The organism is Microbispora sp. NPDC004025, from assembly GCF_053604425.1.
Genome location: NZ_JBSGHN010000017.1, coordinates 1 through 19,687 on the forward strand (window position 1 = coordinate 1; position 19,687 = coordinate 19,687).

Sequence of the window (19,687 nt, forward strand, 5' to 3'; positions counted from 1 at the left end):
GCGACGGTGCTGATCTGGGACTGCAACGGCCAGAACAACCAGAAGTGGACCTCCACCAGCGCGGGCGAGTTGCGGGTGTACGGCAACAAGTGCCTCGACGTCAACGGCGGCGGCACCGCCGACGGCAGCGCGGTGATCATCTGGGACTGCAACGGCCAGAACAACCAGAAGTGGCGCTTCAACTCCGACGGCAGCATCACCGCGGTCGGGGCGAACAAGTGCCTGGACGTGTCCGGGAACGGCACCGCCAACGGCACCAGGGTCCAGATCTGGTCCTGCACCGCCGGCGCCAACCAGAAGTGGACCCGCGTCTGACCACCAACCGAACCGGAGGCGGCACCCCTCCCCGAACCTCGTCCACCGGCAACAGCGCGGCGGCGCGCGCCTTTGCCCGACTGCATCTCATGTCAGGAAGGAATCTCTCTTATGTCCCGACGTCCGTGGCCGGTGATGCTGGCCACGCTGGCGCTGCTGGCTCCTGTGCCGATGGCGCTGAATGTGCCGGCGGCGAACGCGTTGACGATCCCGGCCTCCGACTACCAGCAGATCGCGCTGGCGACCGGTGGCGGGGAACTGGGTGAGGCGATGTCGCTGGCGGTGTTGCCGAACCGATCGGTGCTGCACACCGCCCGTGACGGCACGCTGCGGATCACCGACGTCAACGGCACCACGAAGGTCGCCGCCAAGCTGAACGTCTACACCCATGACGAGGAGGGGTTGCAGGGGGTCGCGGTCGACCCGAACTTCGCGACCAACCGCTACGTCTGGCTGTACTACTCGCCGCGGCTGAGCACCCCGAACGGGGACGCCCCCTCCAGCGGGTCGCAGTCGCAGTTCGACCAGTGGAAGGGGCATTTGAACCTGTCCCGGTTCACGCTCAAGTCCGACGACACGCTGGATTTGAGCAGTGAGAAGGTCGTGCTGGAGGTGCCGAACGACCGCGGGATGTGCTGTCACGTGGGCGGCGACATCGACTTCGACGCGGCCGGGAACCTCTACCTGACCACGGGCGACGACAGCAACCCGTTCGAGTCGGCGGGGTATTCGCCGCTGGACGAGCGCACGGACCGCAATCCGCAGTACGACGTGCAGCGCACCGCGGCCAACACCAACGACCTGAGGGGCAAGCTGCTGCGGATCAAGCCGCAGCCGGACGGGTCGTACACGATCCCGAGCGGGAACCTGTTCGCGCCGGGCACGGCCAAGACGCGGCCGGAGATCTACGCGATGGGGTTGCGCAACCCGTTCCGAATGAGTGTGGACAAGGCCACCGGGGTGGTCTATCTGGGCGACTACGGGCCGGACGCGGGGTCGACCAACTCCAACCGCGGGCCGCAGGGGCAGGTGGAGTTCAACCGGATCACCAGCGCCGGGAACTACGGGTGGCCGTACTGCACCGGGTCCAACAGCACGAACGAGACCTACAACGAGTGGAACTTCGCCACCAACAGCACCGGCCCCAAGTACAACTGCTCGGGCGGGCCGACCAACAACTCCTTCCGTAACACCGGGCTGACCACGTTGCCGGCCGCCAGGCCGGCCTGGATCCGGTACGGGGGAGACGCCGGATCGCCGCCGGAGTTCGGCGGAGGGTCCGAATCGCCGATGGGCGGGCCGGTCTACCGGTATGACCCGAACCTGAACTCTGCGGTGAAGTTCCCCCAGACGCTGGACGGGCGGTTCTTCGCCGGTGAGTACGGCCGCAAGTGGATCAAGGCGATCGAGGTCCGCTCGGATGGCGGGTACGGCGAGATCAGCGCGTTCCCCTGGTCGGGGACGCAGGTGATGGACATGGCCTTCGGCCCCGACGGGGCGCTGTACGTCCTGGACTACGGCACCGGGTCCAACAACCAGGCGCTGTACCGGGTCGAGTACATCGGCAAGGCCAACCGCAACCCGATCGCCAAAGCCAGCGCGGACAAGACCTCCGGCGCGGCGCCGCTGACGGTGAACTTCTCCTCCGCGGGCAGCTCCGACCCCGAGGGCGGCACACTGTCGTACTCGTGGAACTTCGGCGACGGGACCACCTCCACGTCGGCCAACCCGGCCAAGACCTACACCACCAACGGCACCTACACCGCGACGCTCACCGTCCGTGACCCGCAGGGGCTGACCGGCACGGCGAGTGTGACCGTGAACGTGGGCAACACCGCGCCGTCGGTGGCGTTCACCTCGCCGGTGGAGGGGCAGTTGTTCTCCTTCGGCGACACGGTGCCCTTCCAGGTCAACGTGTCCGACCCGGAGGACGGGACGATCGACTGCTCGGCGGTGACGGTCACCTACTTCCTGGGGCACGACAGCCACGCCCACCAGATCACCTCCAAGTCGGGGTGTTCGGGGTCGATCGCGGTGCCGGTCGACGGTGAGCACGACTCGGCGGCCAACATCTACGGGGTGCTGCAGGCGTCCTACACCGACAAGGGCGGCCTGACCACCACCGTCGTCCGGACGCTGCAGCCGCGGCACCGCCAGGCCGAGCACTTCGGCGCGCAGCAGGGCCTGCAGACGGCCGACCACACCACCGCCGAGGGCGGCAAGACCGTCGGCTACACCGACGACGGCGACTGGATCTCCTTCACCCCGTACAACCTCGCCAACGCCACGCGCATCACCGCGCGAGTGTCGTCCGGCGGCGTGGGCGGCCGGCTGGAGGTGCGGGCGGGCTCGGCGACCGGCACGCTGCTGGGCACGGTGACCGTCGCGGCCACCGGCGGCTGGGAGACCTTCACCGACGTCTCGGCGAACCTCAGCGGAGCGCCGGCGGGGACGACCACGCTGTATCTGGTGTTCCGCGGGGCGACCGGGCAGGGATACCTGTTCGACCTGGACGCCTTCACCCTCGACACCGGCACCTCCAGCTCTCCGTCTCCGTCTCCGTCGCCGTCGGCCTCGCCCACTCCTCCCGCGGGGAGCACGACCTCGATCAGGGGCGTGCCGTCGAACCGGTGCCTGGACGTCAACGGCGCCTCCCAGACCAACGGCGCGACGGTGCTGATCTGGGACTGCAACGGCCAGAACAACCAGAAGTGGACCTCCACCAGCGCCAGTGAGCTGCGGGTCTACGGCAACAAGTGCCTCGACGTCAACGGCGGAGGCACGGCGGACGGCACCTCGGTGATCATCTGGGACTGCAACGGCCAGAACAACCAGAAGTGGCGCTTCAACTCCGACGGCACGATCACCGCGGTCGGGGCCAACAAGTGCCTGGACGTGGCGAGCAGCGGCACGGCCAACGGCACCAAGGTGCAGATCTGGTCGTGCACCGGCGGCAACAACCAGAAGTGGACACGCGTCTGACGCCGTCCCGCAGACCACTCCCCACCATCCGACCGACCATCTGATGCGACGCCCGGCACGGCCCCGCCCTCGACGGCGAGACGGGGACCGCGCCGGGCACCGCGACGAAAGGACATCCATGCTGCGACATCTGACCCCCGCGGCCTCCGGGCGCGGCGCGGGGAGCGACCGGAAGACATCGGTGCTGCGACGCCTGTCGGCGACCGCGGTGGCGTTCACCACCGCCGCCGCCGCGATGGTGGTCCCCGCCACGCACGCCCAGGCCGCCGCCTTCAAGGTGCTGGTCTTCTCCAAGACGGCCGCGTTCCGGCACGACTCCATCCCCGCCGGCATCCAGGCCATCCGCGAACTCGGCGCCGCCAACGACTTCGCCGTGGACGCCACGGAGGACGCGAACGCGTTCACGTCGGGCAACCTCGCGCAGTACAAGGCCGTGGTGTTCCTCAGCACCACCGGCGACGTGCTGAACGCCACCCAGCAGACCGCCTTCCAGTCGTACGTGGACGGCGGAGGCGGTTACGTGGGCGTGCACTCGGCGTCCGACACCGAGTACGACTGGCCCTACTACGGTCAGCTGATGGGCGCCTGGTTCAAAGACCACCCGGCGATCCAGCAGGCCACCCTCAAGCAGGAGGACCGCGCGCACGGCGCCACCGCCCACCTCGGGCAGACCTGGACGCGCACCGACGAGTGGTACAACTACCGGACCAACCCGCGCGCCAACGTGCACGTGCTGCAGAGCCTGAACGAGAGCAGCTACAGCGGCGGGAACATGGGCGACCACCCGATCACCTGGTGCCACCCGCAGGCGTCCGGCCGGTCGTTCTACACCGGTCTCGGACACACCCAGGAGTCGTACTCCGATTCCAACTTCCGCACCCTGCTGCTCGGCGGCATCCGCTACGCGGCCAAGGCCACGAACGCCGACTGCCGTCCGGAGACCGGCTACACGACCCTGTACAACGGGTCGACCTCCGGCTGGACGCAGGCCGGGCCCGGCTCGTTCACCAACAGTGACGCCACGCTGACCTCCCAGGGCGGCATGGGCATGCTGTGGTACAACGCCAAGGAGTTCGGCTCCTACTCCCTCAAGCTCGACTGGAGGATGACCGGCGACTCCAACTCCGGCGTGATCGTCGGGTTCCCGGCCACCAGCGACCCCCAGACGGCCCTCGACACGGGGTACGAGGTCCAGATCGACGCCACCGACACCGCGGACAAGACGACCGGGGCGATCTACGGCGTCAAGTCGGCCGACCTCGCCGCACGTGACGCGGCGCTGAACCCGCCGGGTCAGTGGAACACCTACGAACTGCTCGTCGAGGGCGAGCGGCTGCAGGTCTTCCTGAACGGCAGCAAGATCAACGACTTCACCAATACAAACCCGGCGCGATCCCTGCAGCAGGGATACATCGGCATCCAGAACCACGGGTCCGGCAACGTGGTGGCCTACCGGAACATCCGCATCAAGGAACTGAGCGGCCCGTCGCAGTCCCCCTCGCCCTCCCCGTCCCCCTCGCCGTCCGCGTCGCCGACCCCGCCCACGACCAGCACGACCGCGCTGCGGGGTGTGGCGTCGGGCCGGTGCCTGGACGTCAACGGCGCCTCCCAGACCAACGGCGCGACGGTGCTGATCTGGGACTGCAACGGCCAGAACAACCAGAAGTGGACCTCCACCAGCGCCGGTGAGCTGCGGGTCTACGGCAACAAGTGCCTCGACGTGAACGGCGGAGGCACGGCCAACGGCAGCGCGGTGATCATCTGGGACTGCAACGGCCAGAACAACCAGAAGTGGCGCTTCAACTCCGACGGCAGCATCACCGCCGTCGGGGCGAACAAGTGCCTGGATGTCAGCGGCACCGCCAACGGCACGAGGGCGCAGATCTATACATGTAACGGCCAGAACAACCAGAAGTGGACCCGGGTATGAGATCACCCGCTCATCCCGAGAGAGCTCACGAGGCTCCGTCAGGCACCTATGTGGCATGGCAGGTGTGACAGCACCGTGTGACGTGTGACAACACGGTGCGACATGACGCCCGGCGCCGCCCGATCGGCGCGGCGCCGGGCGTCACCTCGTCGATCCCCGGTCAGCGCGGGCGTGCGGGCCCGGTCGTCCCGCGCAGGGAGATGGGCGGGGCCACGAGGGCCCCACGATGAGCCGCGGCGGGGTCGGCGATCTGCCGGATGAGCAGGTCGACGGCCTGGGCGCCGAGCTCGTCGGCGGGCACGTCGGCGGCGGTGAGCGGCGGATGCAGGTTCTCGGCCCAGTGCCGGCCCGCGACACCGGCGATGGAGAAGTCACGCGGCACGGTCAGGCCCGCGCGCTCGATCGCGCGGTACATGCCGGGCATGGCGGTCTCGTTGATGGTCGCGATGGCGGTGAGATCGGGGTGGTCGGCGAGAAGCCGCCCGACGCAGGACACGCCGGCGCGGGCGTCGTCGGCGCAGCACGTCTGCACGCCCTCCAGACCGCGTTCCGCCACGGCCCGGCTGAAACCGGCCTGAGCCCGGTGGGCCGGGCCGTATCCGGCGGCCATCAGCTCGGTGGAGCGGTTGACCAGGGCGATGCGACGATGACCCAGGTCGGCCAGGTGGTGCACACATTGGGAGATCAGCGTCTCGTAGTCGATGTCCACCCAGGACATCTCGTCGGGACGGCTGGTGCGGCCGATGCCGACGAACGGCAGCCCGGTCTGCCGCAGCCGGGTGACCCGGTCGTCCTCCAGCCGGATCTCCATGAGGATCACGCCGTCGACGCGCCTGCCGCCGACCACCCGCTCGAATGAGCGATCGTGCTCGCCCCCCGAAGGCGACAGCAGGACGTCGAGGTCGGCGCGCGCGGCGGCGTCCACGACGCTGGCGACGAAACCGAGCTGCATCTCGGTGAGGCGCTGGCTGGCCGGGGGGATGACCAGGCCGATCGTGCGGGTCCTGCCCTCCTTGAGCGCCTTGGCGGTGGCGTTGGGACGGTAGCCCAGCTCGTCGATGACCGCCTGGATGCGCCGCCGGGTGTTCTCCGACACCGGGCGCTTGCCGCTCAGAGCGTAGGAGACGGTGCTGCGTGACACGCCCGATCGCTTGGCGATCTCCCCGATGTTCATCCCGCTCCTCAACCGCTCGTCCCCGGCTCCATCATCGTAGGTCGAATCGATAGAGCCGACGAACCCGGCTGTATCCGCAGGACCCCATTGACGTACGCGATGAGCGGGCCTATGTTCATGCGAACCGATTCGATAGTACTACCAGCCGCGGAACGCAGCGGAGGTCAGATCATGGGATCAGCGGCAACCGGCCGGCGGGCGGCCGGTCTGGGTCTGGTGGCGCTGGCGGCCGCGGGCGGCCTCGTCGCGTGCTCCTCGTCATCCGGCGGGTCGTCCGGCGGTGAGGCCACGACGGGGGCGAGCGGGGCCGCCGCCGGCGGGACCTACACGATCTGGGACCCGTACCCGCAGCACGACAAGGGCTCCGAGTGGGTGAAACTGCTGGAGACGTGCGGCACCCAGGCGGGGGTCACGGTCGAGCGCACCGCCTACGACACCACCGACCTGACGAACAAGACGCTGCTGGCCGCGCAGCAGGGCAACGCGCCGGACGTGCTCGTCGTCGACAACCCGGTGGTCTCCACGCTGGCCGAGGCGGGGGTGCTGACGACGACGGAGGACAGCAGCCTCGACACCTCGGCCGTCGCGCCGAACCTGCTCGCGGCGGGACAGATCGGCGGCAAGACGTACGGCGTGCCGATCGGGGCCAACACCCTCGCCCTCTATTACAACAAGGACGTGCTCAAGAAGGCCGGGGTGGACATCGCCTCGGTGCGGGACTGGGCCTCGCTCACCGCCGCGCTGGAGAAGGTCAAGGCGGCCGGCAAGAAGGGCATCACGTTCTCGGCGATCGGCACCGAGGAGGGCAGCTTCCAGTTCCTGCCCTGGTTCTGGGGGTCCGGCGCGAATCTCACCAAGCTGGACTCGCCCGAGGGCGTCTCGGCGGTGGCGTTGTGGACCGACTGGCTGAAGAAGGGGTACGCCCCCAACTCGGTCATCAACAACACGCAGACCACGAGCTGGCAGGAGTTCGCCTCCGGCGACTTCGCCTTCGCGGAGAACGGGACCTGGCAGCTGGCCGCCGCCGAGAAGGCCGGCTTCGCCTACGGCATCATCCCGATCCCCGCCAAGGACGGCGGGACGGCTCCCGCGCCGACCGGCGGCGAGTTCGTCGGCATCCCCGTGCAGCAGGACACCGGGCGCTACGCCACCTCACGCGCGCTGGTGACCTGCCTGACCGACACCGACAACTCCCTGACCACGACCACCGCCCTGTCGTACGTCGCGCCGACGGAGCAGGTGCAGGCCAAGCAGGTCGCCGGGAACCCGGGCCTGGCGGTCTGGGTGGAGGCGGTCAAGGCCGCCAAGGGCCGCACCAGCGACGACCTCGGCACCAAGTATCCGAAGATCTCCGAGCCGATGTGGGGCGCGGTGCAGGCGGCGCTGAGCGGGTCGAAGAGCCCGCAGCAGGCGATGACCGACGCGCAGGCCGCGGCCGCGAGCGCCACGCAGTAGCAGCGGCGCGTGCGGCGGGGGACAGGTCCGGGGGGCGACGGCGTTCCGGATGCCGTGTCCGGCGCCGGACGGCCGCCGGACGAGGGGACAGCATTGGATCACGCGACACACGCATCGGTCGCGCCGCCGCCGGCAGCGGGAGGGGGGCCCGATCGGGCCCGGCCGCGCTCCGGCGGCAGGCGGGCGTCGCTCCGCCGCGCCGCGGCCGGTCAGTGGGCGGCCTGGGCCTTCCTGGCCCCGGTCGTCGTCTACCTGCTGGTGTTCTACGCCTATCCGCTGTACCGCAACGTCGAGCTGAGCCTGCGCGACTACACCGTGCGTTCGTTCGTCCGGGGCGACGCGCCCTTCACCGGAGTGGCCAACTACGCCGAGGTCCTCGGCGACCCGACGTTCGGGCCGGCGTTGTGGCACACGGTGGTGTTCACGCTTGTGTCCCTGCTCTTCCAGTTCGCCATCGGGCTCGCCCTGGCCGTGTTCTTCGTCAGGAACTTCCGGCTGTCGGCCACGTTGCGGGCCCTGTTCCTGGTGCCGTGGCTGCTGCCGCTGATCGTGTCGTCCTCGACGTGGTCGTGGATGCTCAACAGCGAGTCCGGCGTCGTCAACGCGGCGCTCGCCGTCCTCGGTGTCGAGCCCGTCCACTGGCTGACCTCGCCGGACTGGTCGCTGTGGTCGGTGATCATCGCCAACATCTGGATCGGCATCCCCTTCAACCTGGTCGTTCTCTACTCGGGCCTCCAGGCGATCGATCCCGCAGTGTACGAGGCCGCCGAGCTGGACGGCGCGACCGGCTGGCGGCGGTTCTGGTACGTGACGTTCCCGCTGCTGCGGCCGGTCTCGGCGATCACGCTGCTGCTCGGGCTGGTCTACACGCTGAAGGTGTTCGACATCATCTGGATCATGACCAGGGGCGGGCCGAGCGGGTCCTCCACCACGTTCGCCACCTGGTCGTACCGGCTGGGGTTCGGCAACCTGCTGCCGGAGTTCGGCCGCGGCGCGGCGGTCGGCAACCTGCTGATCGTGGCGGCCCTGGTCTTCGGGCTGATCCACATCCGCCTGCAGCGAAGGCAGGCCCTCGCGTGAGCGGGCGGACCCGGCAGGCGCGGCGCGCCCCCCGCACGCGGGCGGCCGGGCGGCAGGGCGTCATGAGCGCCACGCGCGGCCGGTGGAGGACCGCGGCCGGGCTGGTGCTGACCGGGGTGATGCTCTTCCCGGTCTACTGGATGGTCAACGTGTCCTTCACCCGCGAACAGGACATGCGCAAAAGCCCGCCCTCCCTGCTCCCTCTGCACGGCACGCTGGACGGCTACCGGTCGGTGCTCGACCAGCAGCTGCCCTACCTGGGGGTCAGCGTGATCGTGGGACTGGGCACGGTGGCCCTGACGCTGCTGGTCGCGACGCCGGCCGGCTACGCGCTGGGGAAGCTCCGCCCGAAGGGCGGCGGGCTGCTGAGCTTCCTGCTGCTGATCGCGCAGATGATCCCGGGGATCATCATGGCGATGGGGTTCTACGCCGTCTTCCTCAACGTGGGCGTGCTCAACACGATCCCCGGGCTGATCGTGGCGGACTCCACGCTGGCGGTGCCGTTCGCGGTGCTGATCTTCACGGCGTTCATGTCCGGCATCCCCGAGGAGTTGCTGCAGGCGGCCCGGGTCGACGGAGCCGGCGCCCTGCGGACCTTCTGGTCGGTGGTCGTGCCGGTCAGCCGCAACTCGGTCATCACGGTGTCGCTGTTCGCGTTCCTGTGGGCGTGGTCGGACTTCGTCTTCGCCTCCACCCTCGACCAGGGCGGCGCCCACCAGCCCATCACACTCGGCATCTACCACTACATCGGCAACAACAACCAGCAGTGGAACGCCATCATGGCCACCGCCGTGATCGCCTCCATCCCCGCCGCCGTGCTGCTCGTCATCGCCCAGCGTTACGTCGCCGCGGGTGTCACCTCGGGCGCGGTTAAGCACTAGCCAGAAGGGACCCTTCTTTCATGACCGTCGCCGCAGGCCCGGTTTTCTCCCCCAGGGAGATCCCGTTCAGCTTCCGCGGATCGTGGTTCGGCTTCTCCCCGGTGATCGCGGAGAACACCTACGCCCCCGACGTCCATCTGGTGTCGCACCAGACCGGCATGCATCCGATCCTGCGGTTGATCCCCACCACCGGCGGAGCCCGCGCCGAGACGACCCTGTCCGCGACCCCGCACGCGCTCACCTGGACCCGCGACGACGGGCGGATCGACCTCGCCTACGAGACCCCGGACACCGTACGGGTGCGAGGCGAGGGCCTGGGACTTCAACTGGTGGCGGCCGATCCGGTCCTGACGCCGTTCAGCGGCCCGTACTTCTACGCCGATCCCGGCGACGGCTCGTGGGTCTTCACGGTGTACCAGACCGGCCGCCGTTACCGCGTCACCCTTCTCGCCGGGAATGCCGGGTCCTGGGGCGAGCAGGCGCTCGGCACCACCGTGCGCGGCGTCCTGCTCCGCGGCGACGAGCCGTGGGAGATCGCCGTCGAAGAGTACGAGACGGCCCGGGCCCCCTACCGGAGCGAGACCGGATTCGAGCAGGTGCGCACGGCCGCGCGGGCCGATTTCGAATCGTTCCGGGACGCGGTGGCGCCCTGGCGCAGCGACCGGACGCCCGGTGCGGAACTGGCCGCCTACGTCCTGTGGTCGGCCACGGTCCGTCCGGCCGGCTTCGTCACCCGCCCCGCGGTGCTGATGTCCAAGCACTGGATGGACAAGGTCTGGAGCTGGGACCACTGCTTCAACGCCATCGCCCTCGCCGACGGGCTGCCGGAGCTCGCCCGGGACCAGTTCCGGCTGGTGTTCGACCACCAGGACGCCGCCGGCGCGCTGCCCGACTCGGTCACGCACTCGGAGGTCCTGTACAACTTCGTCAAGCCGCCCATCCACGGCTGGGCCCTGGCGCGGCTGCGCCCGCTGGAGGACGGCGAGGCCGCCGAGGCGTACCGGCTGCTGGAGCGGTGGACCTCCTTCTGGCTGACCCGGCGGCGCGTTCCCGGTCACGAGTTCGCCCACTATCAGCACGGCAACGACAGCGGCTGGGACAACGCCACCACCTTCGACCCGGAGCGCGTCGTCGAGACCGCGGATCTGGCGGCCTTCCTCGTCCTGCAGATGCGGGAGCTCGCCCGCCTCGCCGACGAGCTCGGCCGCACGGACGCGGCCGCCGGCTGGAGACGGGAAGCCGACCGCATGCGCGAGGCGCTGCTGGCCGAGCTGTGGGACGGCGACCGGTTCGTGGCGCGCAGTGCCCGCACCGGACGCACGTGGTCCGGTTCAAGCCTGCTCGACCTGATGCCGATCGTCTTGGGGGAGGAGCTGCCGGAGCCCGTCCGGGCGGCGCTGGCCGCCCGCATCGAGACCCACCTGACCGAGTTCGGGCTGGCCACCGAGCTGCCCGGCTCACCCGGCTATCAGGACGACGGCTACTGGCGCGGCCCGATCTGGGCGCCCTCGACCGTCCTCATCGAGGACGGCCTGCGCCGCGCCGGATACCCGGACCTGGCCGACGAGATCAGTGCTCGCTTCCGTGTCCTGTGCGAGAAGTCCGGATTCGCGGAGAACTTCGACGCCCGCAGCGGTGCGGGCCTGCGCGACCGCGCCTACACCTGGACCGCCAGCGCCTACCTCATCCTCGCCGCCGCCCACGAACACCGGCTCACGCTCGCCGATCCGCGGGAACCGGGCCCGGCGCTGACACGGGGCAGGTGACCGGCAGGTGACGCGGGGGAGGTGACCGGCCGGCGACGCCCTCGCCGCGCGGGGCGGGCCGCGCGGCGAGGGTGGTTCATCGGGTCAGGCTCGGGTCCACTTCTGGTTGGTGCCGCCGTGGCAGGTCCAGATGTGCACCTTGCTGCCGTTGGCGGTGCCGTTGTTGGACACGTCCAGGCACTTGTTCGCGCCGACCGCGGTGATGCTGCCGTCGGAGTTGAGGCGCCACTTCTGGTTGTTCTGGCCGTTGCAGTCCCAGATGATGACGGCGGTGCCGTCGGCGGTGCCTCCGCCGTTCACGTCCAGGCACTTGTTGCCGTAGACGCGCAGCTCACCGGCGCTGGTCGTGGTCCACTGCTGGTTGGCCTGCCCGTTGCAGTCCCAGATCTGCGCCTGCGCGCCGTTGGCCTGCGACGCGCCGTTGACATCCAGGCAACGACCCGACCCCACACCCTTCAGCGCGCTCGTGCCGCTCGTGCCGCCCGTGGGGCTGGGGGTCGGCGACGGCCCCGGAGTGCCGGGCGGCAGCAGCGTGATGGTGAAGGTCTCGTCGGCGTTGGAATGCGGCAGACGCACCGTCGTGCCGTTGCCCGACAACGTCACCACCGTGTTCTGCACGGTCACCGGACCGGCGACGGCGCCCCCGCCGTTGTACGGGATGCGTTCGGCCACCACCCGGACCTGGTTGTTCTGCACGATGCCGCTGGTGGCGTCCAGCCGCTGCAGGCCGACCGCGATCTCGCCCGTCGTGCGGCCCCCGCCGACCAGGACCTTCGCCTCCCCGCTCGCCTTCGTCGCGAACGCGTCGTAGGAGGCGCTCGGCGTGACCGAGACGATTTGGCCGGTCTGCGAGCCGTAGAAGCGGTAGACCCACCACTCGCCCTTGGGCTGGTACTGCCCCGCGGAGTTGCGGACGAGCAGGTTGCCCAGGTCGTTGTGCAGGTTGCCGCCGCCGGCCCAGTTGGCCCGCAGGCCGTCCGCGCCGGCCCGCTCCAGCCGGGCGATGTACCAGGACCCGTCCCCGGGGTTCTGCTCGTTGGACGCGCCGTACTCGTTGATCTGGTACGGGCGGGGGTGGGGGATGCCCCGGGAGCCGAGGGTGCTGTCGGCGGTCGCGACGTTGGCCACCGGGTCGCCGGGCAGGGAGTGCCAGCTGACGATGTCGGGGACGACGTTGTTGGCCTTGACGTAGTCGAGGTACTGGGTCCAGAAGCCGCCGGAGGACGGCACGCAGGCGCAGCTCGGTCCGACGATCAGGTGGGACGGGAACGCGGCGCGGATGCGCTGGTAGGCGCGCTTCCACATCTCGAAGTACTGCGAGATGGGACGGTTCCAGAACAGGGTGATGTTGGGCTCGTTCCACAGGTCCCACTGGACCGGGGCGCCGGTGGCCCGCACGTCGCCGATCAGGCGGGTGAGGAAGGCGTCGTAGTCGGTCCAGTTGCCGTTGTCACCAGGGAAACGGGAGATCGGGTAACCGTCGGCGCCCCACAGGTCGTGCACCAGCAGGACGAACTCACCGCCCAGCGACCGGGTGCGCAGCAGCTGCGCGCGGGTGGCGTTCCAGCGGCGGTCGTACTTGCCCGACACCCAGCCGCCCGGGGCGTCCAGCTGGGCGCCGCCGGCCCGCATGTACCGGAACCTGACATCGGTGAAGAAATGGTCCGGGGGATTGGCGCCGTCCTCCGTCATGCCGTAGATCCATCCGGAGGCCCGGTACGTCGGAGAGCCGCCGGCGACGGAGAAGTCGACACTGATCGACTCGTCCGCGGCCTGGGCCGGCGCCGCGGTCGTGAGGAGGGATCCGGCGACGAGCGCGCCGACGGCGAACAGGGCCGCGATCCCGCGGCGGCCTGTTCGCCGCTTCTTGCCTTTCGCGTCCACTCATGACTCCTTGGACAGAGGGGGGTGGGGAGTGACGCCGTGCGAGGGGATCGAGTCGGCGGGGCGGCCGGCCCGCGATCCCGGTTACGGGACTATCGAATCGATTCGCTGGCAGCCTAGGTCTCGTCGGCGAGGGATGTCAACGGCATGTGTCAAGCATCGCCGGACAAGCTCAGGCGCCCCGGGTGGTCGGCTCCCGTCTGACGCAAGCGACGCTGCGCGCAGAACGTGAAAGTTTCATACCTATGTCTGGCTGAGCAGTCGAAAGATAGTACTGATCGCCGCTCGGCTGGATCGGGCGAGCGGGGCACGGCATCATCGGCACCACGTTGAGATGGGGATTCTCGATCTAGGTGGCGACGGCGTGCTCGTTGTGTGTGAACAGACATCCAATGGATCGTCGATAAGCATGCTTGACAGGCATGAGGCGCAGACCTATGGTCGTTCCGAATCGATTCGACAAATGTCGCAGGTCAGACCCGGTGTCCGTCGCGCCGGCACCGTCGAAATCGTTCCGGCTGCGCCGGCCGCGAGCCGGTCCGGCGGCCGTAACGCCCTCGCCGGCGACCGACTCGGTGAACCGGACATCGGGCGCAGCACGACTCCCACCCCCCGCAAGGAGATCCCGTGCACGACTGCTCACCCCGGACGGCGCGGAGACGTGTCCCGGCCGGTCTCCCGGCTGCGATGCCGCGTGCAGCTTCCGGCATGGCCGGTGCGGCCGTACGCCCCGACAGGTGGGCCGCGTGCTGAGGATGACCGGTATCGGCAAGAGCTTCCTTGGCGTCCGGGTTCTCGGCGGGGTCGATCTGGAGGCGGCCGCCGGTGAGGTCCACGCGGTGGTGGGGGAGAACGGCGCGGGCAAGTCGACGCTGATGAAGATCCTGGCCGGCGTGCACACCCCGGACGAGGGGACCATCGAGATCGACGGCCGGAGCGTGGCGTTCGGGCACCCGGTCGAGGCGCAGCGGGCAGGCGTGGCGATCATCCATCAGGAGCTCACCTTGCTGCCGGAGCGGACGGTGGCCGAGAACGTCTTCCTCGGACGGGAACCCGTCCGGCGGGGGCTGGTCGACCGGGCCGCGATGGAGTCGGCGACCGGCGAGCTGCTGGAGTCTCTCGGCGAGGAGGCGTTCGGGCCGCGCGATCTCGTCCGGCGGCTCTCGGTCGCGCAGCAACAGGTCGTCGAGATCGCCAAGGCGCTGTCGCTGAACGCCCGGATCGTGGTCATGGACGAGCCGACCGCAGCCCTGGCCGGCCACGAGGTCGAGCTGCTCTACACGCTGGTGCGGCGGCTCACCGGGCGTGGCATCGCGGTCCTGTACATCTCGCACCGGCTCCGCGAGATCTTCGATCTCGCCGACCGGATCACCGTGCTCAAGGACGGCGCCCGGGTCACCACCGCGGCGGCGTCGAGCCTGGACACCGCGACCCTGGTCCGCCTGATGGTCGGGCGGGAGCTGCGGTCGTACTACCCGCCCCGGGCGGCGGAACCGCCCGGGGAGGTGCTGCTGAGCGTGCGCGGCGGCGGCAACGCCCGGCTGCACGGCATCGACCTCGACCTGCGCGCGGGGGAGATCGTCGGAGTGGCCGGGCTGCAGGGCTCGGGCCGCACCGAGCTGGCCAAGGCGCTGTTCGGCGCCGAGCCGTTCACCGGGGGCGAGATGACGCCCCGCCGTCCCCGCTCGCCACGAGAGGGCATCGCGGCCGGGATCGGCCTGGTCACCGAGGACCGCAAGGCCGAAGGACTCCTGCTCAACCAGCGGGTGGGCGACAACGCCCTGCTCGTCGCCCGGGCGACCAAGGCCCGTCGGCCCGGCGTCGAGCGGCTGCTCGAGCGGGTGCGGCTCAACCCGCCCCGGCCCACCCAGGAGGTCCGGCTGCTGTCCGGCGGCAACCAGCAGAAGGTCGTGCTGGCCAAGTGGATGTCGGTCGCGCCGCGCGTCCTGCTGTTCGACGAGCCCACCCGCGGTGTCGACGTCGGCGCCAAGGCCGCCATCCACGAGCTGATGCGCGAACTCGCAGGCGACGGCGTGGCCGTCCTGATGATCTCCTCGGAGCTCCCCGAGCTCATCGGCATGAGCGATCGCATCGTGGTGCTGCGGGACGGCCGCATCGCCGGGGAGCTGCCCGCCGGCTCCACCGAGGAAGCCGTGATGCACCTGGCGGCCGCGTCATGACCCAGCAGCTGAAGCTCCGGCGCGTACCGGCCGGGGGCTCGTTCCTGCGGCGGCTGTCGGCCGACCGGCCCGCCCGCGCCGTCTACGTGGCGCTGGTCCTGCTCGTCGTGCTGGGGTGGCTGCTGTTCGCCCTGGACGGCGGGCAGTTCCTCAGCCAGGAGAACATCGTCGGCATCCAGCAGCGGTCGGCGGCCCTCGGCATCGTCGCGGTCGGCCAGACCCTGGTGATCCTGGCCGGGAGCCTGGATCTTTCGGTGGCCTATCTGATCAGCCTGACCTCGCTGGTCGCGGCCGAGATCATGGCCGGCTCCGACGCGGGCGTGCCGTTCGCGGTCGCGGCGGTGCTGGCGGTCAGCGCGACGGCCGGGCTGGTGAACGGCCTGATCGTCACCAGACTCCGGGTGCACGCCTTCATCGCCACGCTCGGGGTCGCGCTGATCCTCAGAGGGGTGCTCGACGAGCGGTACGACGGGCCCGCGGGCAGCGTGCCGGAGTCCTTCCAGCATCTCGGGTACGACCGCATCGGGCCGCTGCCGGTGTCGGCGCTGCTGTGGGCCGCGGTCGCGGCGTCCGCGTGGCTCATGCTCAGCCGGACGCGGCTGGGATACCGGATCTACGCCGTGGGCGGGGACGCGGAGGTCGCGCGCCTGTCGGGCATCCGCACCGGGCGGGTCGTGGTCACCGCCCACGTGCTCTGCTCGGTCTGCGCCGGGATCGCCGGGCTGCTGCTCGCCTCCCGGCTCGGGGCGGGCGCGCCGACGGTGGGAACCGACGGCGGATACGACCTGGAGTCGATCGCCGCGGTCGTGCTCGGCGGGACGGCTCTGGCCGGAGGCCGCGGCGGGGTCGCCGGGACCGTCGGCGGCGTCCTGCTCCTGGCCGTCCTCGACAGCATCTTCAACCAGCTCGAGGTCGACTCCTTCGCCAAGGACGTCGTACGGGGCGTGGTCCTGGTGGCCGCCCTGGCGATCTACGCCCGCAGGAGGCGGACCGCATGAGACGCGCGCTGCCGATCTTCGTCGTGCTGGCCGGGCTGCTGGTCGCCATCGCGGTCGTCAACCCGTACTTCCTGGAGCCGTCCGCCTTCCTCGCCTTCGTCAAACGGGCCGCGCCGCTGGTCATCCTCGCGGCCGGGCAGTACTTCGTCATCGTGTCCGGCGAGTTCGACCTGTCGGTCGGCTCGCTCGTCACCGCCGAGGTGGTGATCGCCGCCCGGCTCATCGACGGCTCGGCGGAGGCGACCTGGCCCGTGCTGGCCCTGCTGATCGTCATCGGGCCGCTCACCGGGCTGGTCAACGGGATCGTGACCACCCTGCTCCGGGTCCCGTCGTTCATCACGACCCTCGGCATGCTGCTGATCCTGTCCGGGGCGGTCTTCCTCTGGACGGGCGGCGCGCCCCGGGGCGCCCTGTCCCCGGAGTTCCGCGAGCTGGGCCGGGGGAGCCTCGGCCCTGTGCCCTGGTCGGTCCTCATCCTCGTCGCGGTGGCGGCGGCCGCGATCTGGGCGATGCGCGCGGGTTTCGGCCACACGTTGATCGCGGCCGGCGACAACGACCGGGCGGCGGCTCTGTCCGGCGTCCGCGTCGCCCGCGTGCGGACGGTGGCGTTCATGATCTCCGGGCTGTCCGCGGCGGTCGCCGCGATCCTGCTCGGCGGCTTCGCCGGGGTGTCCGCGCAGGTCGGTCAGGGCCTGGAGTTCCAGGCCATCACCGCTGTCGTGCTCGGTGGCGTGGCCCTCGGGGGCGGCCGCGGTTCCGTGGTCGCCGCCATGGCGGGCGCCTTCACCCTGGAGGCGCTGTTCACCCTGCTCAACCTGTACGGCATCTCGGGGGCGCTGGAGCCGGCCGTACAGGGCGTGATCATCATCGCCGCGGTGGCGCTGGGGGCCGTGAACCTCCCGCGCAGAAGAACCGCGGCGGTCTCGTGACGGAAGGAAGACCATGCGTTCATATTCGCGGCGGCTCCTCGCCTCCGCCGCGCTGGCCGCGCTGACGCTGCCGGCGGCCGCGTGCACCAGCGACAAGCCCGTGTCCTCGGCCTCCGCCTCCGCCGCGCCGGCCGGGTCGGCCGCGCAGGAGGACAAGGGCACCGGCGCGCAGTCGAAGTTCTTCGTGCAGGCCGACTACGACGCCCAGATGGCGATGCGCCGGGCGCAGCCGACCGGCCCGTCGGACAAGCCGTGGGAGCAGAGCATCGACCCCCAGCTCGTCGACACCGCCGAGTACAAGAAGGCGGGGCCGTACCACCTGTGCTTCTCCAACGCCGCGGTCAACAACCCCTGGCGGCAGGTCGGCTGGAAGACCATGCAGGCGGAGGTCGCCCTGCACAAGGAGATCGCGAAGTTCACCGCCCTGGACGCCGAGGGCAAGGACGACAAGCAGATCTCCGACATCGCGGAACTGCAGGGCAAGGGCTGCGACGCGCTGATCGTCTCGCCCAACACCACGGCCACGCTGACTCCCGCGGTGGCCGGGGCGTGCCCGAAGGTGCCGGTCATCGTGTTCGACCGGGGGGTCCAGACCGACTGCCCGGTCACCTTCATCAAGCCGATCGGCGGCTACGCCTTCGGCGCCGAGGCGGCCGAGTTCCTCACCGGCAAGGTGCAGGCCGGCGGGAAGATCCTGGCGCTGCGCATCCTGCCCGGTGTCGACGTGCTGGAGACCCGGTGGTCGGCGGCGAAGGTCGCCTTCGACAAGAGCGACCTCGATGTCGTCGGCGTGGAGTTCACCGACGGCGACGCCGCGAAGACCAAGAGCATCGTCAGTGACTACATCCAGCGCTACGGCAAGATCGACGGGGTCTGGATGGACGCGGGCGCCACCGCCGTCGCGGCCGTCGAGGCGTTCGAGGACGCGGGCCAGCCCGTGCCGCCGATCAACGGCGAGGACCAGCAGGACTTCCTGCGGAAGTGGAGCGACGCGAAGCTGACCGCGATCGCGCCGACCTATCCGACCTACCAGTGGCGAACGCCGATCATCGCGGCGCTCAAGATCCTGAAGGGCGAGCAGGTGCCGAAGGTCTGGAACCTCCCGCAACCGGCGATCACGCAGGAGAACCTCGCCACCTACCTCAAGCCCGGCCTGCCGCCGCTGCACTACGCCCTGTGCGGGTGCGAGGACATGCCCGGCTACCCCGCGAAGTGGGGTGGCACGTCGTGATCGGCGTCAACACGTGGGTCTGGGTCTCGCCGCTCACCGACGAGTCCCTGGCCGCCCTCGCGCCGCGGATCGCGGAGTGGGGCTTCGACGTCGTCGAACTGCCGGTCGAGCATCCAGGCGACTGGGACCCGGAGAGGGCGGCGGCCCTCCTGGACGGGCTCGGGCTCGGCGCGTCGGTCGTGCTCACGATGCCACCGGGACGCGAGCTCGTCGACGCCTCGCCCGAGTGCGTGCAGGAGACCCAGGACTACCTGCGGCACTGCGTGGACGTGGCGGTGACCGTCGGCGCGCCGGCGATCAGCGGCCCGGCGTACGCCTCCGTCGGCCGCGCCTGGCGGATGAGCGCGGACGAGCGGCGCGCGGTCTACACCGAGCTGGGGGAGAACCTGAAACCGGTCGTCGCCTACGCGGCCGAACGCGGGGTCCGGCTCGGCGTCGAACCGCTCAACCGGTACGAGACCAGTGTCCTCAACACCGTCGAGCAGGCGCTCGAAGCCCTCCCGGAGGAGTGCGGGCTCGCCCTCGACACCTACCACCTGAACATCGAGGAGAAGGATCCCCTCCGGGCCGTCCGCCTGGCGGGGGACAGGATCGCGCACATCCAGGTGTGCGGGACCGACCGCGGCGCCCCGGGCGCCGACCACTTCGACTGGCCGGGCTTCGCCGCGGCCGTGCGCGACGTGGACTACCGCGGCCCTCTCGTGATCGAGTCCTTCACCGCCGACAACCAGACCATCGCCACCGCGGCGTCCGTCTGGCGTCCGCTCGCCCCGAGCCAGGACGCCCTCGCCACCGAAGGACTCGCCTTTCTCCGCACCCTCATGGCCTGACCGGCCGATCACATGCCTTCGCACCCCGTAACTCCGGCCGTCACCGGTAACC

The 19,687-nt window shown here is 70.3% G+C and carries 14 protein-coding genes; 12 read left to right on the forward strand and 2 right to left on the reverse strand.

The genetic code is table 11. The features are described 5' to 3' along the window. The 3 genes from ACWEQG_RS32545 to ACWEQG_RS32555 form a co-directional block, all read left to right on the forward strand. Positions 1-315: RICIN domain-containing protein (locus ACWEQG_RS32545; protein ID WP_452290628.1), on the forward strand; the 315-nt coding region annotated here is incomplete at its 5' end. Positions 316-426: 111 nt separating this feature from the next. After that, positions 427-3,297 carry a lectin gene (locus ACWEQG_RS32550; RefSeq protein WP_452290630.1) on the forward strand — a complete coding sequence of 957 codons (2,871 nt, stop codon included), beginning with the start codon at positions 427-429 and terminating at the stop codon, positions 3,295-3,297. A 118-nt stretch (positions 3,298-3,415) separates the two neighbouring features. Further along, positions 3,416-5,227, forward strand: a complete 1,812-nt coding sequence (locus tag ACWEQG_RS32555; RefSeq protein ID WP_452290632.1) for a lectin — start codon at positions 3,416-3,418, stop codon at positions 5,225-5,227. A gap of 160 nt (positions 5,228-5,387) precedes the next feature. Here ACWEQG_RS32555 and ACWEQG_RS32560 read toward each other — a convergent pair whose 3' ends face one another. Further along, positions 5,388-6,401 carry a LacI family DNA-binding transcriptional regulator gene (locus ACWEQG_RS32560; RefSeq protein WP_363468765.1) on the reverse strand — a complete coding sequence of 338 codons (1,014 nt, stop codon included), beginning with the start codon at positions 6,399-6,401 and terminating at the stop codon, positions 5,388-5,390. Between the two features lie 171 nt (positions 6,402-6,572). On the opposite strand from ACWEQG_RS32560, the gene ACWEQG_RS32565 reads away from it, so the two are divergent. The 4 genes from ACWEQG_RS32565 to ACWEQG_RS32580 all read left to right on the forward strand — a co-directional run bounded on the left by ACWEQG_RS32565 (position 6,573) and on the right by ACWEQG_RS32580 (position 11,583). After that, positions 6,573-7,856: a sugar ABC transporter substrate-binding protein gene (locus ACWEQG_RS32565; protein ID WP_452290634.1), complete on the forward strand. Its 1,284-nt coding sequence runs from the start codon at positions 6,573-6,575 to the stop codon at positions 7,854-7,856. A 93-nt stretch (positions 7,857-7,949) separates the two neighbouring features. Next, a complete protein-coding gene (locus tag ACWEQG_RS32570; protein WP_452290636.1) occupies positions 7,950-8,936 on the forward strand; it encodes a carbohydrate ABC transporter permease in 987 nt (328 codons plus the stop codon). Next, entirely contained in the window at positions 8,933-9,817 is an 885-nt protein-coding gene (locus ACWEQG_RS32575; RefSeq protein WP_452290638.1) for a carbohydrate ABC transporter permease, read from the forward strand. The genes ACWEQG_RS32570 and ACWEQG_RS32575 overlap by 4 nt, the downstream gene beginning before the upstream one ends. Positions 9,818-9,837: 20 nt before the next feature. Continuing rightward, positions 9,838-11,583 carry an amylo-alpha-1,6-glucosidase gene (locus ACWEQG_RS32580; RefSeq protein WP_452290640.1) on the forward strand — a complete coding sequence of 582 codons (1,746 nt, stop codon included), beginning with the start codon at positions 9,838-9,840 and terminating at the stop codon, positions 11,581-11,583. 84 nt (positions 11,584-11,667) lie between these two features. Here ACWEQG_RS32580 and ACWEQG_RS32585 read toward each other — a convergent pair whose 3' ends face one another. Continuing rightward, the gene (locus ACWEQG_RS32585) at positions 11,668-13,467 is read right to left on the reverse strand and encodes a lectin (protein WP_452290642.1); all 1,800 of its coding nucleotides are present in this window, start codon (positions 13,465-13,467) and stop codon (positions 11,668-11,670) included. 755 nt (positions 13,468-14,222) lie between these two features. Between ACWEQG_RS32585 and ACWEQG_RS32590 the strand changes: the two genes are divergently transcribed. Genes ACWEQG_RS32590 through ACWEQG_RS32610 form a run of 5 tightly spaced genes read left to right on the forward strand, consistent with a single transcriptional unit; the run spans position 14,223 to position 19,635 of the window. Further along, positions 14,223-15,647: a sugar ABC transporter ATP-binding protein gene (locus ACWEQG_RS32590; protein WP_363469894.1), complete on the forward strand. Its 1,425-nt coding sequence runs from the start codon at positions 14,223-14,225 to the stop codon at positions 15,645-15,647. Beyond that, a complete protein-coding gene (locus ACWEQG_RS32595; protein WP_452290644.1) occupies positions 15,644-16,645 on the forward strand; it encodes an ABC transporter permease in 1,002 nt (333 codons plus the stop codon). The genes ACWEQG_RS32590 and ACWEQG_RS32595 overlap by 4 nt, the downstream gene beginning before the upstream one ends. Continuing rightward, positions 16,642-17,574, forward strand: a complete 933-nt coding sequence (locus ACWEQG_RS32600; RefSeq protein ID WP_452290646.1) for an ABC transporter permease — start codon at positions 16,642-16,644, stop codon at positions 17,572-17,574. Before ACWEQG_RS32595 ends, ACWEQG_RS32600 begins: the two co-directional genes overlap by 4 nt. 13 nt (positions 17,575-17,587) lie before the next feature. Further along, positions 17,588-18,805 (forward strand): substrate-binding domain-containing protein, encoded by a 1,218-nt coding sequence (locus tag ACWEQG_RS32605; RefSeq protein ID WP_452290648.1) that lies wholly within the window; start codon positions 17,588-17,590, stop codon positions 18,803-18,805. Further along, the gene (locus ACWEQG_RS32610) at positions 18,802-19,635 is read left to right on the forward strand and encodes a sugar phosphate isomerase/epimerase family protein (RefSeq protein WP_452290650.1); all 834 of its coding nucleotides are present in this window, start codon (positions 18,802-18,804) and stop codon (positions 19,633-19,635) included. The genes ACWEQG_RS32605 and ACWEQG_RS32610 overlap by 4 nt, the downstream gene beginning before the upstream one ends. Positions 19,636-19,687: the final 52 nt, after the last annotated feature.

Bases quoted from the DNA above. Each gene is read 5' to 3' on its own strand.
- ACWEQG_RS32550 (WP_452290630.1), top strand. From the start codon at position 427: ATGTCCCGACGTCCGTGGCCGGTGATGCTGGCCACGCTGGCGCTGCTG.
- ACWEQG_RS32555 (WP_452290632.1), top strand. From the start codon at position 3,416: ATGCTGCGACATCTGACCCCCGCGGCCTCCGGGCGCGGCGCGGGGAGC.
- ACWEQG_RS32560 (WP_363468765.1), bottom strand. From the start codon at position 6,401: ATGAACATCGGGGAGATCGCCAAGCGATCGGGCGTGTCACGCAGCACC.
- ACWEQG_RS32565 (WP_452290634.1), top strand. From the start codon at position 6,573: ATGGGATCAGCGGCAACCGGCCGGCGGGCGGCCGGTCTGGGTCTGGTG.
- ACWEQG_RS32580 (WP_452290640.1), top strand. From the start codon at position 9,838: ATGACCGTCGCCGCAGGCCCGGTTTTCTCCCCCAGGGAGATCCCGTTC.
- ACWEQG_RS32590 (WP_363469894.1), top strand. From the start codon at position 14,223: ATGACCGGTATCGGCAAGAGCTTCCTTGGCGTCCGGGTTCTCGGCGGG.
- ACWEQG_RS32595 (WP_452290644.1), top strand. From the start codon at position 15,644: ATGACCCAGCAGCTGAAGCTCCGGCGCGTACCGGCCGGGGGCTCGTTC.
- ACWEQG_RS32600 (WP_452290646.1), top strand. From the start codon at position 16,642: ATGAGACGCGCGCTGCCGATCTTCGTCGTGCTGGCCGGGCTGCTGGTC.
- ACWEQG_RS32605 (WP_452290648.1), top strand. From the start codon at position 17,588: ATGCGTTCATATTCGCGGCGGCTCCTCGCCTCCGCCGCGCTGGCCGCG.